The sequence below is a fragment of the Sagittula sp. NFXS13 genome, from assembly GCF_040148795.1.
Taxonomy (GTDB): domain Bacteria; phylum Pseudomonadota; class Alphaproteobacteria; order Rhodobacterales; family Rhodobacteraceae; genus Sagittula; species Sagittula marina.
On the sequence record NZ_JAGEMH010000004.1, the window covers coordinates 116584 to 132706 of the forward strand.

Below are 16123 nucleotides of genomic sequence, written 5' to 3' on the forward strand. Positions count from 1 at the left end.
CAGGCGTTAGGGTCGTCTTCACGCTTGCCGCCCAGTTTAAAGATGGTGGGTGCGTAAATATCGGGGATAAGGCTGGCATGGCTTGGTTGGAGCGGCAAGGGCCAGGCACTTGCCTGGTCGTGGACGACAATTCCTTTGACAGGTGTATGTTGCGGCGCTGCCTCGGGCGCGATCGCCCCGACCTTGAGCTGTTTGAGGTGGATTGCCTTGCGGGCGCGCGGGCCTTTCTGACACGTCGTGCGCCGGATATGATCCTGCTCGACCACCGCCTTCCGGACGGGCAGGGCGCAAGTTTCGCCCGTGATCTAAAGGAGGATGAGCGGCTGTCCGATACGCTGGTCTGTGTGGTGACGAATGCCGACCCGCGATTGCTGGACCCGGATGTACTGGCCATGTCAAAGGATGACCTGACGCCGCAAGCCCTGTGGTCCTTGATCGATGGCTTCCTGGCAGAGGGTAAGGCGGCTGATCGCGAACAACCGCCCACTTGGGTTGCAGAGGTGAACGCAGCCGCGCAGGAAAATCTGTCCGGCGCTGTGTCGCGGATGCTTCGCACATTGCGCCGCGCACGCAGCACGTCACGCCGTAGTATCCCCAGTGCCGCAATGAGCGACCTTGATAGTCTGGAGGAGATGCTGCTGGCCTTCTCTGAAGTTGTGGAGCGCCGCACTTAGTGACGGCCGGAAGAGCACCCCGTAGCGCGGACGAAAAACGCCGCCCTTCATAGAAGGGCGGCGTCAATTCAAGGCATTAACCCGAGATCAGTTCTCGTGGAACACGCGGGCAAAAATCGTGTCGACGTGTTTGGTGTGGTAGCCAAGGTCAAACTTCTCGTTGATCTCTTCTTCGGAGAGGGCCGCGCGGACCTCTTCATCGGCCAGCAGCTCTTCGCGGAAGTCCGTGCGATGATCCCACACTTTCATCGCGTTGCGCTGCACCAGACGATAGGAATCTTCACGCGACACACCGGCCTGCGTCAGCGCCAGCAGCACGCGCTGCGACATGACCAGACCGGGGAACTTGTTCATGTTGTCGAACATGTTCTGCGGGTAGACCAGCAGGTTTTCGATCACCGATGTCATGCGCGCGAGCGCGAAATCCAGCGTGATGGTGGTGTCGGGACCAATGTTGCGCTCAACAGAGGAGTGCGAAATGTCGCGCTCGTGCCACAGCGCCACGTTCTCCATCGCCGGGATGACCGCCATGCGCACAAGACGCGCGAGGCCGGTCAGGTTTTCGGTAAGCACCGGGTTCTTCTTGTGCGGCATTGCCGAAGAGCCCTTTTGCCCCATGGAAAAGAACTCTGCCGCTTCCAGAACCTCGGTGCGCTGCATGTGGCGGATTTCAATGGCGATGTTCTCGATTGACGACGCAATGACACCCATCGTGGCAAAGAACGCCGCGTGACGGTCGCGCGGAATAACCTGCGTGGAAATCGGTTCCGGCACGAGACCAAGCTGATCGCAGACATGCTCTTCGACCGCCGGGTCGATGTTGGCGAACGTGCCGACCGCGCCGGAAATGGCGCCTGTGGCGACTTCAGCGCGCGCATCGCGCATCCGGGACAGGTTGCGGTCCATTTCAGCATAGAACCGTGCAAAGGTGAGCCCCATCGTGGTCGGCTCGGCGTGGATGCCGTGCGAGCGCCCGATACGGATGGTATCCTTGTGCTCGTAGGCTCGCTTTTTCAGGGCGGCAAGCAGCCCTTCGATATCGGCGATCAGGATGTCCGCGGCGCGCACCAGCTGCACATTGAAGCAGGTGTCCAGGACATCCGAAGAGGTCATGCCCTGATGGACGAAACGCGCCTCGTCCGAGCCGACATGTTCCGCGAGGTGGGTGAGGAAGGCGATGACGTCATGCTTTGTCACGGCTTCGATCTCGTCGATGCGGGCGACGTCGAAGTCCACGTCCTTGGCCTTCCACACGGCGTCAGCGTTTTCCTGCGGGATCACACCCAGCTTTGCCATGGCGTCGCAGGCGTGGGCCTCGATCTCGTACCAGATCTTGAACTTGGTCTCGGGCGACCAGATGGCGACCATGTCGGGGCGAGAGTAACGGGGAATCATCGGCGGGGCCTCCTGCGCGTGTACGGTTGCGGGCCGTTTACGGGGCTGAGCCGCTGTCCTCAAGGGCTGGGCGGGCTGGCGCGTCATTTGGCGCAATGCTAGGCGAGGCAGATGACACGAAACTTGACGGATTTTCTGGGGCGCTGGCAGATTGCCCGCGAGATCGCGCACAGCGATGGCACGCAGGCCAGGTTCGCTGGGACGGCTGTTTGGACGCTTGGCGAAAGCGGCGCCGACTATGTCGAAACCGGTGTTCTGGAGATGGGAACGGCGCGGTTCAACGCCGAGCGGCGCTATCGCTGGACGGACGGGCTGGAGGTCTATTTCGAAGACGGTCGCTTCTTTCACACGGTGCCGCAAAGTGGCGGACGTGCGAGCCATTGGTGTGATCCTGACCAATATGATGTGACTTATGAGTTCGCCGATTGGCCGCGGTGGCGGGCTGAATGGCGGGTGCGTGGGCCGCGCAAGGATTATACAATGATCAGTTGCTACACCCCAGACGCAGGGTAACATTATGTTTTGACAGGCTTTTGCGACGGGGGGTGCCGTTTGCCGGTCGCAAGTATACCGTTGCATTCCGCTAAGGCTTTGAAAACTATGTTTAAACGACTTTACCTTGCTGCGGCATTGCGGCATTGAAGAGCTGTGTCACTGACCACGGGAGGCTGGCCAACGATGTCGCCGATCCAGGATCACCAGCTGCGCTACAAGCTGGCCAATGAGCTGCATGCGCGGCCGTTCCCCTCTCTGACGTCCCCCTGCCGGGCGGTCTATCTGGCCGTTAAGCAGCCCAAAGATGCGGCTACACGGGATCGGGAACTCGATCTGCAGCATCTGAAGGAGTTGCTCGATCGCTACGACGCAGCTCACCCGCAGCCCGGCGCGACGCACTTTAGTGCGCGCATCGGACAGAACACTCTGAAGTGGGAACAGCATACCGAATTCGTGACGTACACGATCTTTCTGCCGGGCCTGGGGGAGCGGCCCTACGATCCGGCGGATTTTGAAGTTTTTCCAGAGGAATGGCTGGTGCGCGCCCCTGGCGTGCGCGTGACATCTGCGATGATCCGGGTCGAACGACGCATCGAGGATGAGGAAATCCGCAAGCGGCTTGAGGACTGGATGGTTCCCGAAAGCATCGCCGTGTCCGATGTGATCGACAACGAGGCGGTGATTGCCGGAGATTTCCGGATCGATACAAACGGGCATCAACGCTTTGCGGTCTTCGCCAAATCCGACGTCGGCTCGCGCCGTATCGGGCGCATTGTGCAACGGCTGTGCGAGATCGAGACCTACAAGGCGATGTCGATGCTCGGCTTTACCCGGATGCGCGAAATTGGTCCGCGCATGGGCGAAATCGACATGCAGCTCACACGCCTGATGCAGGTCATGACCGAGGGCGAGAGTGAGGGCCACGAAGAGGCGACTTTGAAAGCGTTGCTCTCGGCGTCGGCGGAGCTGGAGAATATATCGGCAAAGGTGTCCTTTCGCCTTGGTGCGACGGAGGCCTATGAAGCCATTGTCATGCAGCGCATTGCGGTGCTGCGGGAGGAACGTTTCCAAGGCCGGCAAACGTTTTCGGAGTTCATGATGCGGCGCTATGATCCCGCAATGCGGACGGTGAAATCCTCTGCCCGTCGTTTGGAAAGCATGACCGAACGCGCCACCCGCGCTGCGGATTTGCTGCGCACCAGGGTGGAGGTTGGGCGGTCTGCCCAGAACCAGCAGTTGCTCAAGAGCATGGACCGCCGCGCAGAGCTGCAGTTGCGATTGCAACACACGGTGGAGGGTCTTTCCGTGGTGGCGATCAGCTATTACGCCGTGTCTTTGGTGGGCTATGTTCTGTACCCGCTGACCGACCTGTTCGGGGTGTCAAAGGGAACATTGACCGCGATCATTGCTCTGCCGGTGGTCTTCGCGGTCTGGCTGGTGATCCAGCGCATCAAGCATCATGGCAAAGATGGTGGGCCGGATCTTTGAACGGCTATTGAATATAAAGACGGGGGCCGTTGGCCCCCGTCTTTTATCCTTGTGAATGCGGTTCGCTTACTCGGCCGGCTGTAACGCACCCGATGGGGCGCGGTTCAGTGCCGCATGTGTGACCACAGCGCCAGCTGCGATGGCGGCGATGGCCAGCAGGGCCGACAGACCAAGGGTCGGGACACCCGACAGACCCGCACCCACGGTGCATCCGCCCGCCAGCACGCCGCCAGCTCCCATCAACACGGCGCCGGTCAGATAGCGCCCTGTTTCGCGTGGGGAAGAAAAACTCTGCCACGCCAGACGGCGGCCCAGAGCAGCGGACAGGAAGCCGCCCACCAGTACGCCACCGATCATGCCTGTTCCGAACCCCGCCGGGATCGACGTTGCGGCAATGAACCAGAACAGCGTGTCCGACCATGTGGAGGTGAAGGCGAGGCTCTCCATTGCGACCGGATCAAAGTCATCAAAGAGGATGAAACCTGTGCCGACCCACGCGATGGGCACCAGCAGGCCCAGCAGCGCTGCACCGATGAGGGTCACGGGGCGCGCGCCGGAGCGGGCCACGATCAGCAGCGACGCGATCGCCAGCAGGGCGGTCCAGACTGGCGCGCCACCCGGCAGGGCGGCGAGGGATGTGCTGTCCCCCAGCGGAACGGTGAAGGAGCCGAGCGTGGTGCGGATCGGCGCAGCGACGCCTTTGAGCAGCGCGTGGGCGGTGATGGCGAAGACAACCAGCACCGTCAAACCACGCAGGTTGCCGGTCGCGGTCAACACCGTCAGGCGAGAGGCACAGCCACGGGTCAAGACCATGCCAGCGCCGAACAGCAGGCCACCGACCAGAACAGCGACCCACGGCAGATCTGGCGCAAGGAAACGGTGATCTGCGAAACTGATATAGCCCAAGGCCACGGCCGCCTGTGTGCCGATCAATGCGGCGGCGAGGGCGGCGAACCAGACGCCAGAGGCGGCCCGGCGGTCCTCGCCCACAAGCGCGCGGCGAAAACAGAACTTCGTACGTTCCGCAAGAATGCCGAAGGCCAGGCCAACGAGCGCAGCGAAATAGACCGCCGCCTGAGGGGCGGTGAGGTTTTCAAAGCCGAGGGATTCGTACATGAGGGTGCCTCCGGTTGGACCGATTTTGCTAATTGGCGCAATTGGCCTCCGTAATCAATGTCTGGCGCCGCCTGAACAGCAGGCCTGCATGGGACATTGTTCCATAGCCAGCGGTCGCAGCGAGACGCTCCCGTACTGTGCGGAGGGGAAAAGGCGCGACGTTTCAGCGAAATCGGTCAGCGCGGGTCGCTTGTTCTTTTTTGACACGGCTGTCTGGAACGCGGGTGCGTTGCGTATCCAGTGCAACGAGTGCCCGCCGCCGCACATGGCGGTCGCGGCGGCGGGCTTTGGGATCAGCGTCCGCGAATGCGCGGATCGAGCGCATCCCGCAAGCCATCACCGAGATAGTTCACCGACAGCACCGTCAACGAAATGGCGATGCCTGGCAGCATGACCCGCTCGGGGAAACGCTCCATCCGTTGCACTGCGTCGGCCAGCATTTTGCCCCAAGTGGGAAAGTCTGACGGGAAGCCCACGCCAAGGAAGCTCAGCGCCGATTCAGTGATGATCGCTGTAGCCAGACCCAGCGCGGCCGACACGAGGATGGGGGAGAGCACGTTTGGCAGGATATGCCTCCGGATCAGCTTGCCGGGTGTCGAGCCGATGGACCGGGCCGCGAGCACGAACTCGCGCTCCTTGATGGCCAGAACGTCTCCGCGCACGATGCGCGCCGTCGGCATCCACGAGGTGATCGCCACGATGGACACGATCAGGATGAACATCCCCCCCTCAGGCCCGAACCCGGCGCGCAGGGGCTGGCGGAACAGTGTCACCGCCAGCAACAACAGTGGCAGGATCGGCAGCGCCAAAAACAGGTCCGTCAGGCGCATCAGCACACCGTCCAGCTGCTTGAAGAAGCCTGCCAGAACACCCACTGCGGTGCCAATCAACACCGACAGGAGCATGGCCGCCCAGCCCACGGCCATGGAGGCGCGCCCTCCCGCCAACATCTGCGCAAGGTTGTCCCGGCCCAACTGGTCAGAGCCCAGTGGCTTGTTCCAGCCAACCTTGGCCGAGCTGTCCCAGAGCGCGGTGTAGATCGGGCGAAAATCCTTTGCACGAATGTCGAGCTTTTGCGGATCCACTGTATAAATGTAGGGACCGACAAGCACGGCCAGCGTGATGAAGGACAGAAAGCCAAGGCCCAGCATGGCCCCCTTGTGCTTGCGAAACTGGCTCCAGATGTCGCGCCCGCGCGAGGTGGGCGGCGCGATCGGCCCATCGTCGGTCAGCGCGCCAATGGCCTGAGGCGAGGAAGCGGCCAGGATGAGGTCGTCCTGAGGGCTGTCAGTCATAGCGGATCCTCGGGTCGAGCAGGCCGTACAGTATATCTGCGATCAGGTTGAAAACCACGATCAGCACGGCAAAGATAAAGGTCAGCGTCATGACCATCGGCAGGTCATTGGCGAACAGGGCGGTCAGAAGAAGCTGCCCGATGCCATTCACCTTGAACACGGTTTCAGTGATAATCGCACCGCCAAAAATCGCGGGAATTCCCAGCGCGATCACTGTGATGACTGGGATCATCGAGTTGCGCAGCACGTGGACATTGACGACCACGGCCTCTGACAGGCCCTTGGCGCGGGCGGTGCGGACGTAGTCCTGCCCCAGATTGTCCAGCATGGAGGCGCGCATGTAGCGCGACAGCTGTGCGGTGATCTGAAAGGCCAGAACCATCACGGGCATTGTCATTTGCTTGACCTGAAACCCGAACGATTGCCAGTCTTTCACCACGTGCGTGGTGTCATAAATCGAGGGCAGCACCGGCAGCCACCATGTCTCCAGCGAAATCACGGAGAAGATCACGATCAGCAAAGGCCCGGTGAAAAACGGCGGGATTGAAAAGCCAATCATGGTGACGAAGGTCCCGGCCTGATCAAAGACCGAATACTGCCGGTAGGCGGAATACACGCCGATGGGCAGCGCGATGAGGATCGCCACGACATAGGCGACGCCGACGACCCAAAGCGTCTGCGGGATGCGCTGAAGGATGATGTCCATCACCGGGGACCGCGTCTGCCATGAGATCACGCGCAGCTTGCCCTCTGCCAGTGAGGTGCCAAAGATCCAGTCGATAAGGACCTGCGGCTCGATCCAAAAGACCTGCACCAGCCATTTCCAGTATTGCACCAAGGGCGGCGCGCCGAGACCCAGAGCCTCGCGCATCTTTTGTTTGACGTCAGGCGGCACGGTCAGGGGAACCTGCGCCATGGGATCGCCGGGGGCGAGTTGCAGCAACATGAAGATGACGAAGCTGATGAAGAGCAGCGTCGGGATCGCAAGGATCGTCCGTCGCGTGGCGTAGGTGAGCATAGCGCGCGTCTGCCCTGTTGTGGTCGTTTCATTGGGGAAGATGGCGGATCTCAATCCGCCACCGCCGAGAGTGGGTTAGGTCGGGATCAACCCCGACCTGCCCGGTCACTCCTTGATGCGATACCAGTCCGCAACGTTCCACAGCTCGGAATCCCAGACGTTCAGGATCACGCCCCCGAGGGTGTTGGAATGTGCCGAGAGGCGACCACGGTGGACCAGCGGGATCAACCCGCCGCGCTCGTAGGCGATCTGGCTCAGCTTGCGGCCAATCTCTTGACGCTTTGCTAGGTCGGCGGTCTTGGTCAGCTCCGTGTGAAGCGCGTCGTATTCCTCATCGCAGAAGCGCGAGATGTTCTCTCCCTGCCACTGAGTATCAGGGCGCGGAGCCGTGTCGCACAGACCGTGGCCCAGGTAGGCTTGAGGGTCAGTGCCATTGAACGTGTTGGCGTACATCTCGACGTCGGCATAGAACTTCTGGAAGGTGTCGGGGCTGCCTGCGTCACCGCCAAAGAAGACAGAGCCGTCGACGTTGCGCAGTTCGACTTCCATGCCGATCTGCTCCCACCAATCCTTGATCAGCGCCTGGAAATCCTGACGCACGGCGTTGGTGGAGGTCTGGTAGAGGATGCTCAGCGGCACGCCGTCCTTTTCACGCACGCCATCGCCATCGGTGTCGACGATGCCGGCGTCATCGAGCATGGCCTTCGCGCCTTCGATGTCCTGCGTTCCGCAGTCTTCGTTCTGATAGGCAAAGGCCTCAGGCGCGGGCACCCAGGAACAGGTCACTTTACCCGCTTGGCCGTAGCCCACTTCGACCAGAAGCGGGCGGTCGATGGCCATTGACATCGCTTTGTAGACCGCCGGATCGCTCAGGAAGGGATGCGGACGAATCACTGATCGCTCGTCCGGGCCAAGCGCCGGATCGGGATTGGTGTTGTTGATCATGATGCGTTCCATAAGCGGGCCAAAGCCTGCCACGGGTTTGCCTTGACCACCGGCTTCCATCTCAGCGATCACATCGGGAGCAAGCTGTAGGTTCCATGCATAGTCGTACTCGCCGGTCTGCATCACTGCTCGGCCCGCGCCCTCTGCATCGCCGCCGCCCTTGAAGGTCACCTTGGCAAACGCGGGTTTTGCCGGATCGCGGTAATTCGGGTTGGCGGAAAGCGTGATCACGTCGTTGGGCTTGAACTCGTCCACGACGAAAGGGCCGGTGCCGATCGGGTTGAAGTTCTGCTCCGTGCAGGTGGAGGCCGCCGCGCCAAGACACTGTTCAAACTGCGCTTTTTGCAGGATCGGGCTTTCGCCGCCGACAAATGCCGTGAACGGATAGGGCGTCGGCTCGTTGAACGTCACGACAACGGTCAGATCGTCGGGTGTCTCGACCGAGGCCACTGGCTCGAACTTGGTCAGCTGAGCGCAGCCGCCCTCGGGGTGGGTGCAATATTCGTAGGTGAATTTCACGTCTTCGGAGGTGAAATCGCTGCCATCGGACCATTTCAGACCGGGCGTGATCTTCCATGTGATCTGGGTGAGATCCTCGGTGATGCCACCGTTTTCGACGGTGGGAATTTCATCGACGAGCCACGGCACCAGATCGCCAGCTTCGTTGAAGCGCGCCAAGGGTTCCACGATCAACGAAGAGGATTCCGTATCTTTGGTGCCGCCCGACAGGAACGGATTCAGGATTGAAGGGGCCTGCCAGTATATAATCTTGACTTCGCCGTCGGCACCGCGTTCTGCGAAAGCAGCGGGCGCAAGCGCGGCGCTGGCCACCGCACCCAGCATCAGGGACTTGAGGGTCATGCATCTCTCCATGTTGATCGGGGCCGTGTTGATCCAGCCCGCGTTGTTTGTAAGGGAACGCTGAAACGGACATCGTTGATCTGGCAACCCGCAAAATGCTGTCTGTCGCGATAGACATCCCCATACATCACTCATCGAAGCCCGCGGGCGCTCAAAATGCAAGCATTCGGAGGGAGAGACGTGAATGTTTTTGACCTTGTGGTCAGAAGCATGACGCTGATCTTGCGACCCGTCGCAGCCCTGAAATGTGGGCGGACTCAAGGGGTAAAGGTATATCCAAGCCGTGCAGGTCCGCGCGTCCGCGATTAGAACGCCTCTTTACACCCGGCTGCCCGGGCGCCTAGCCTTTAAGCAGACGACAGGGAGCCTTCTGATGCTTGACGACACTTCCACCGCGCAACCCGTTGCCCGCATCGAGAACCTGCGTGTCGAATTCCAAACCAAAGCGGGCACAGTTGCCGGCGTGAAGGACGTCTCATTTGAGATTGGCGCCGGAGAGACGGTTTGCGTTGTCGGAGAATCTGGATCGGGGAAGTCTGTTTCCTCCCTCGCCTTGATGCGCTTGATCGAATATGGCGGCGGCACCATTGCGGGTGGCAAGCTTTTGTTCGACAGCCGGGATCGCGGGCCGCTGGACCTTGCCGATCAAAGCCAGCGCAACATGCGTGACATTCGCGGCAACGAGATCGGCATGATCTTCCAGGAGCCGATGACCGCGCTCAACCCGGTGTTCACCGTTGGCAGGCAACTGACCGAAGGGCTGCGCGTGCATCGCGGCCTGTCGAAGGCCGAGGCCCGCGCCGAGGCGCTGTCGCTGTTGCAACAGGTGCGCATCCCCGAACCCGAGCGGCGGTTGGATCAATACCCGCACGAGCTGTCCGGCGGTATGCGGCAGCGCGTGGTGATCGCCATGGCGCTGGCCTGCAAGCCGCGTCTGCTGATTGCGGATGAGCCGACCACCGCTTTGGACGTAACCATTCAGGCCGAAATCCTTGCCCTTATTGATCGTCTGAAGCGAGAAACCGGCACCGCCGTGATGTTCATCACCCACGACATGGCCGTTGTTGCACAGATGGCCGACCGCGTCGTGGTCATGTTCCGCGGCAACAAGGTCGAGGAAGGCACCGTCGAAGAGATCTTTGAACGCCCGCAACATCCCTACACCAAAGCGTTGCTGGCTGCTGTGCCAAAATTGGGCGAGATGACCGGCACCGATTTGCCGTCACCCATGAAACTGGTGGGGCAGGAGGGCCGAATTCCTGCGCCTATTCCCGGCAGCACGGAGGTTTTGCTCAAGGTCGAGAACTTGACGACGCGCTTCGCTGTAAAGGGCGGGCTGATGCGCCGCACCGTCGCCAATGTACACGCGGTGGAGGATCTGTCGTTCTCTGTCAACAAGGGGCAAACCCTGTCTTTGGTGGGCGAATCCGGCTGCGGCAAATCCACTGCCGGACGGTCGCTGCTGCGCTTGGTGGAGCCATTGTCCGGCAAGATTGATCTTGATGGCACGGATGTCATGGCGCTTTCACAATCGGGGCTGCGCAATGCTCGACGTGAGATGCAGATGATCTTTCAGGATCCCTTTGCCTCGCTCAATCCGCAGATTCAACTGGCTGATCAGGTGGCGGAGCCTTTGACGAACTACGGCGTTGGCTCCCGATCAGAGCGTCAGGATCGCGTTGCGATGCTGTTCGATCGGGTGGAATTGCCGCGCAGTTTCATGCAGCGCTATCCGCACGAATTGTCGGGCGGTCAGCGCCAGCGGATCGCCATCGCCCGCGCTCTGGCGCTGAACCCCAAGCTGATTGTGGCGGATGAGGCTGTGTCTGCTTTGGACGTGTCGGTGCAGGCGCAGGTCGTGAACCTGATGATGGAACTTCAGGCGGATCTGGGTTTGGGCTACGTGTTTATCTCGCACGACATGGCGGTGGTGGAGCGTGTCTCGCACCACGTGGGGGTCATGTATCTGGGGCGCATTGTTGAGATCGGCCCGCGCCGCGCAGTGTTCGAGGATCCACGCCACCCTTACACACAAGCCCTGATGAAGGCGGTTCCCATCGCCGATCCAAAGAAGCGTAAGTCCGAAAAGGACCTGCACTTCAAACCGATCCCTTCACCTATCCATCCCGTGGGATACGAGCCTGCTCCCTCCGTCTATAATGAGGTGAGTCCCGGCCACTTCGTATTGGAAACGGACAGCGGCTACTGACGATCGTCTTGCTTGCGGTGGTTGAAGATATCCTGATACGGCTCTGATAACGCTTGTGGAATCTGCATGATGCAGCAGTATTTTGGCGCGCTGCAGGCCTGAAAAACGAAAAGAGAGACGACTATGACGGAACGGCTTAGCCCGCGCGCGATACTGGAAAAGCTGGTCAGCTTTCCTACGGTTAGCCGCGACCCGAATGGAATGCTGATCGACTGGGTGGCGGGCTATCTGGCCGAACACGGGATTACGGCGCATGTGGTTGAAAAGCCCGGTGCACCGGAGTGGAAGGCCCTCTTTGCCCATGTGGGGCCAGAGGTCGACGGCGGCGTGGTGCTGTCGGGTCACACGGACGTGGTGCCGGTAGACGGACAAACATGGGACACGGACCCTTTTACCCTGACCGAACGCGACGGGCGGCTTTACGGGCGTGGGACCTGCGATATGAAAGGCTTTGACGCGCTGGCCATCTGGGCATTGGTGGAGGCGCAGTACGCGGGTGTACGTCGTCCGCTGCAATTGGCGCTGTCCTATGACGAGGAAATCGGCTGCACCGGCGTTGTCGACCTGATCACGGCCATGACCGACCTGCCGCGCGCCTCTGACGTGATCGTGGGCGAACCGACGATGATGAAAGTGGTCACCGGTCACAAGGGTGGCCTGTCGTATTGGGTGCATGTGCACGGCTTCGAGGTGCATAGCTCTCTGCTGCACACAGGCGTGTCCGCCATCATGTGGGGCGCAAAGTTGATCGAATGGGCCAACGCCATGAACGATGCCGCCGCTGCAAGGATGCCTGAGGGCATCGCGGAGCAGTTCAACCCACCTTATACCAACGTCCACGTCGGGCCGATCAGCGGTGGCACGGCGCATAATATCACCGCCAAGGACTGCGAGTTCGGCCTCGGATTCCGCATTGTGCCGGGGGAAACCCTGCAACAATATGATGCGGCTCTTCGGTGGGAAATCAATGATCTAACAGGTAAGATGAAAGCAGTACGTGAAGAGGCGTGGATCGAGGTGACGGAACGGTTCAGACTGCCACCGTTCGCTCCCGAAGCCGACAACGGGGCAGAGGTGCTGGCCCGCCGGCTGACCGGCGACAACTCGGACAATTTCGTCAGCTACGCAACTGAAGCCAGCCACTTCCAGACCGCCGGCTACAAGGTCGCGGTCTGCGGCCCGGGGTCCATCGAGGTGGCGCATCAACCCAACGAGTACCTATCGCTGACACAATTCGCAGAAGGACAGACCTTCATGACGCGTCTTGTCGCGGAGGTGTCATGAGGTTCCCTTTGATACTTGCCGGAGGCGAGCACGCCGCCGATTTGCCGCACGCGGTTGACTTGGTGGTCATCGGGGGCGGCGTCATCGGCGTGTGTACAGCCCTGTACGCTGCCCGCGGTGGGGCGTCCGTCCTGCTGCTTGAAAAGGGTCGCGTGGCGGCAGAGCAATCCTCGCGCAACTGGGGCTGGATCAGGGTGCAGGGCCGCGACATGGCGGAAATCCCGATTGCGCTGCGGGCACAGGATCAATGGCGTGATCTGGATGCTCAGTGTCATGGGCGTCTGGGTGTCGAAACGGTCGGCGTGACATACCTCGCCGAGACTGACGCCGATATGGCCGCTTACGAGGAATGGCTGCAAGAGGCCAAGCCGCGCGGCGTGTCCTCCGAACTGCTGGAGCGCAAGGCGGCCGCTCGACTGATGCAATACCCCCACGCAGGATGGCAGGGGGCGCTGCACACGCCAACGGATATGAAGGGTGAACCGTGGGTGGCTGTGCCGGAACTGGCCCGACTTGCGGCGTCCGAAGGGGTTATGATCCGCGAGAAATGCGCGGTGCGCGGGCTGGACATGCGCGCTGGTCACGTGGCGGGCGTCGTGACCGAGGCCGGCCGCGTGCGGTGCGAGCGCGTGGTGCTGGCGGGCGGTGCCTGGTCCTCGCTGTTCCTGCGCCGCCACGGCGTGTCGATCCCGCAGCTCTCGGTGCGCTCTACTGCGCTGGCGACGACCCCGGTCGCCGATCTGGGCGTTCCCGCGGGGGTGGATGCTGACATTGCTTTTCGCCGACGCGCCGATGGCGGTTACACGCTGGCACCCGCAGGCTTTGCCGAACTGTACACTGGGCCGGACACGCTGCGCCATCTGCCCACCTATCTGAAACTTGCGCTGGAGGCGTCCTTCGACGTCTGGCCGCGCGGCCCTCAGACCGAAAATATGCCGGACGCGTTCCGCACCCCGCGCCACTGGACCGCGAGTGAACAGAGCCCGTTTGAACGCTGTCGCATCCTCGATCCCGGTCCGAATATGAAAATGGCTGCCGCCACTCTGGAACGTTTTGAAATGCTCTATCCGCAGCTTGGCCCGCTGCGCTCGGCGCGCATCTGGGGCGGAATGATCGACGTCTTGCCGGATGTGGTGCCGGTGGTCGATCAGGTCGACGCGCTGCCTGGTCTGGTTGTCTGCACAGGCATGTGCGGTCATGGTTTTGGTATCGGGCCGGGCTTTGGCCGCATCACTGCGGACATTGCGATGGGCCGCGACCCGGACGCCGACCTCGACCGTTTTCGCCTCAGCCGGTTCAGCGATGGCTCCCCCATGGTTCCCGGGCCGAATATCTGACCGCCGCCCCGCTGCCTTTTCCGTTTGATCCAAAACCCGGCGGTGAATGCTTGCACTCCGTATCCATCCGTCTACGCTTTGACGAAACGGGCGGTGCGGCCCAGACGACACATCCATAGGAGACAAACATGCCTGTCAAGAATCGCTTTGCCGAGATGCAGGACGAGATCACGCGGTGGCGCCGGGACATTCACGAGAACCCCGAAATTCTCTTCGAGACACATCGCACAAGCGCGCTTGTGGCGGAAAAGCTCAGCGCCTTCGGCTGTGACGAGGTTGTGACCGGCATTGGCCGCACCGGCGTGGTGGGCGTGATCAAGGGCAATGGCTCCAGCAACAAGGTTATCGGATTGCGTGCGGACATGGACGCGCTGCCGATTACCGAGGCGACCGGCGTCGACTATGCGTCAAAAACCGCCGGTGCGATGCACGCCTGCGGCCACGATGGCCACACGGCCATGTTGCTCGGGGCGGCGCGGTATCTGGCCGAGACGCGCAACTTCGACGGCACTGTTGTCGTGATCTTCCAGCCCGCCGAAGAGGGCGGCGGCGGTGGCAAGGAAATGTGCGACGACGGCCTGATGGAACGGTTTGGCGTGCAAGAGGTCTACGGCATGCACAACTGGCCCGGCCAGCCCTTGGGATCCTTCGCCATTCGTCCTGGTGCGTTTTTTGCGGCGGCTGATCACCTTGAGATCACCGTGACGGGAAAGGGCGGCCATGCTGCCAAGCCACATGAAACGGTTGATCCCACCGTCTGCGCGGCTCAGATCCTGACGGCTTTGCAAACCATCGCCAGCCGAAATGCCGATCCGGTCAGCCAGATTGTCGTGTCGATCTGCTCATTCGAGACCTCTTCACACTCCTTCAACGTGATCCCTTCATCGGTGCATATGATGGGCACCGTGCGGACCTTGTCGCCGGAAAACCGTGACATGGCGGAACAGCGCATAGTGGAGATCGCGAATGGCGTTGCAGCGGCCATGGGGGCAACTGTCGATGTCCATTACAAGCGCAATTACCCGGTCATGGTGAACCACGACGAACAGACTGAATTTGCCGCCGATGTGGCGCGCGCGGTGGCGGGCGAATGCGCTGATGCACCCTTGGTCATGGGGGGAGAGGACTTTGCCTTCATGCTCGAAGAACGTCCCGGCGCGTACATCCTCGTGGGCAATGGCGACACCGCCCCGGTGCATCACCCGGAGTACAATTTCAACGATGATGCCATCCCGGCCGGCTGCTCATGGTGGGCAGAGATTGTCGAGCGTCGGATGCCGTTGAACTGATGCCCATCGCGATGGTGACAGGGGCCGCGCGCGGGATTGGGCGCGGCATTTGCGACCGGCTTGTGGCCGAGGGTTGGGAGGTTCTGGCACTGGATCTGTCGTTCGAGGACAATTGCGCCGGCACGCAGATCAAATGTGACGTCTCTGACGAGGCCTCCGTTGCGGCGGTGTTCGAGGAATGCGCCCGAACCTTGTCTCCGGGGCTGGATCTGCTGGTGAACAATGCTGGGGTGGCGGGGCCTGAAAGCGGTCCGGTGCAGGATCTGTCGCTCGACAGTTGGAACCGCTGGATCAGCGTGAACCTGACCGGGGCGTTTCTGATGGTGCGCTCCGCGGTTCCACACCTCAGACGGGCGAAAGGGGCGGTGGTCAATATGTCGTCCACCCGCGCGCACATGGCCGAGCCCCACACAGAAGCCTATTGCGCCTCCAAGGGCGGGATCGAGGGGCTGACGCAGGCGCTGTCTGTCTCACTGGGGCCGGAGGTGCGTGTAAATGCCATCGCGCCGGGTTGGATCGTGACAGGCGGCGTCCAAGAGCTCACGGAAGAAGATCACGCGCAGCATCCCGTGGGCCGCGCGGGCCGGGTCGAGGACGTGGCGGAGGCGGTGCTTTATCTGGCGCAGGCGGGTTTCACCACAGGGCAGGTGCTGACGGTGGATGGCGGTATGACGCGCAAGATGATCTATGCCGAATAGGGACGCGCATCGCTATGGA

General features: G+C 61.4%; 13 protein-coding genes. 8 read left to right on the forward strand and 5 right to left on the reverse strand.

Going from position 1 to position 16123, the window contains the following annotated elements:
• Positions 1–77: 77 nt before the first annotated feature.
• Entirely contained in the window at positions 78–674 is a 597-nt protein-coding gene (locus tag J4E08_RS11345) for a response regulator (RefSeq protein WP_349538588.1), read from the forward strand.
• 87 nt (positions 675–761) lie between these two features.
• Here J4E08_RS11345 and purB read toward each other — a convergent pair whose 3' ends face one another.
• Positions 762–2069, reverse strand: a complete 1308-nt coding sequence (gene purB / locus J4E08_RS11350; protein WP_349538589.1) for an adenylosuccinate lyase — start codon at positions 2067–2069, stop codon at positions 762–764.
• A 111-nt stretch (positions 2070–2180) separates the two neighbouring features.
• On the opposite strand from purB, the gene J4E08_RS11355 reads away from it, so the two are divergent.
• The gene (locus J4E08_RS11355) at positions 2181–2582 is read left to right on the forward strand and encodes a DUF6314 family protein (RefSeq protein WP_349538590.1); all 402 of its coding nucleotides are present in this window, start codon (positions 2181–2183) and stop codon (positions 2580–2582) included.
• Positions 2583–2747: 165 nt separating this feature from the next.
• Positions 2748–4052 carry a DUF3422 family protein gene (locus J4E08_RS11360; RefSeq protein ID WP_349538591.1) on the forward strand — a complete coding sequence of 435 codons (1305 nt, stop codon included), beginning with the start codon at positions 2748–2750 and terminating at the stop codon, positions 4050–4052.
• Positions 4053–4118: 66 nt separating this feature from the next.
• On the opposite strand, the gene J4E08_RS11365 is transcribed toward J4E08_RS11360, so the two are convergent.
• From J4E08_RS11365 to J4E08_RS11380, 4 genes are all read right to left on the reverse strand, one after another.
• Positions 4119–5168 (reverse strand): YeeE/YedE family protein, encoded by a 1050-nt coding sequence (locus J4E08_RS11365; protein ID WP_349538592.1) that lies wholly within the window; start codon positions 5166–5168, stop codon positions 4119–4121.
• A gap of 293 nt (positions 5169–5461) precedes the next feature.
• The gene (locus J4E08_RS11370) at positions 5462–6463 is read right to left on the reverse strand and encodes an ABC transporter permease (protein ID WP_349538593.1); all 1002 of its coding nucleotides are present in this window, start codon (positions 6461–6463) and stop codon (positions 5462–5464) included.
• The gene (locus J4E08_RS11375; protein WP_349538594.1) at positions 6456–7481 is read right to left on the reverse strand and encodes an ABC transporter permease; all 1026 of its coding nucleotides are present in this window, start codon (positions 7479–7481) and stop codon (positions 6456–6458) included. The genes J4E08_RS11370 and J4E08_RS11375 overlap by 8 nt, the downstream gene beginning before the upstream one ends.
• 105 nt (positions 7482–7586) lie before the next feature.
• On the reverse strand, positions 7587–9287 hold the full coding sequence (locus J4E08_RS11380) for a peptide ABC transporter substrate-binding protein (protein WP_349538595.1): 1701 nt from the start codon (positions 9285–9287) through the stop codon (positions 7587–7589).
• Positions 9288–9660: 373 nt separating this feature from the next.
• Between J4E08_RS11380 and J4E08_RS11385 the strand changes: the two genes are divergently transcribed.
• The 5 genes from J4E08_RS11385 (at position 9661) to J4E08_RS11405 (ending at position 16104) form a co-directional block, all read left to right on the forward strand.
• A complete protein-coding gene (locus tag J4E08_RS11385) occupies positions 9661–11496 on the forward strand; it encodes an ABC transporter ATP-binding protein (RefSeq protein ID WP_349538596.1) in 1836 nt (611 codons plus the stop codon).
• 123 nt (positions 11497–11619) lie between these two features.
• Positions 11620–12780 (forward strand): acetylornithine deacetylase, encoded by a 1161-nt coding sequence (argE, locus tag J4E08_RS11390; protein ID WP_349538597.1) that lies wholly within the window; start codon positions 11620–11622, stop codon positions 12778–12780.
• Entirely contained in the window at positions 12777–14117 is a 1341-nt protein-coding gene (locus J4E08_RS11395; protein ID WP_349538598.1) for an NAD(P)/FAD-dependent oxidoreductase, read from the forward strand. Before argE ends, J4E08_RS11395 begins: the two co-directional genes overlap by 4 nt.
• Positions 14118–14245: 128 nt before the next feature.
• Positions 14246–15406, forward strand: a complete 1161-nt coding sequence (locus tag J4E08_RS11400) for a M20 aminoacylase family protein (protein WP_349538599.1) — start codon at positions 14246–14248, stop codon at positions 15404–15406.
• Positions 15406–16104, forward strand: coding sequence for an SDR family oxidoreductase (locus J4E08_RS11405; protein WP_349538600.1), 699 nt, complete (start codon positions 15406–15408; stop codon positions 16102–16104). The genes J4E08_RS11400 and J4E08_RS11405 overlap by 1 nt, the downstream gene beginning before the upstream one ends.
• Positions 16105–16123: the final 19 nt, after the last annotated feature.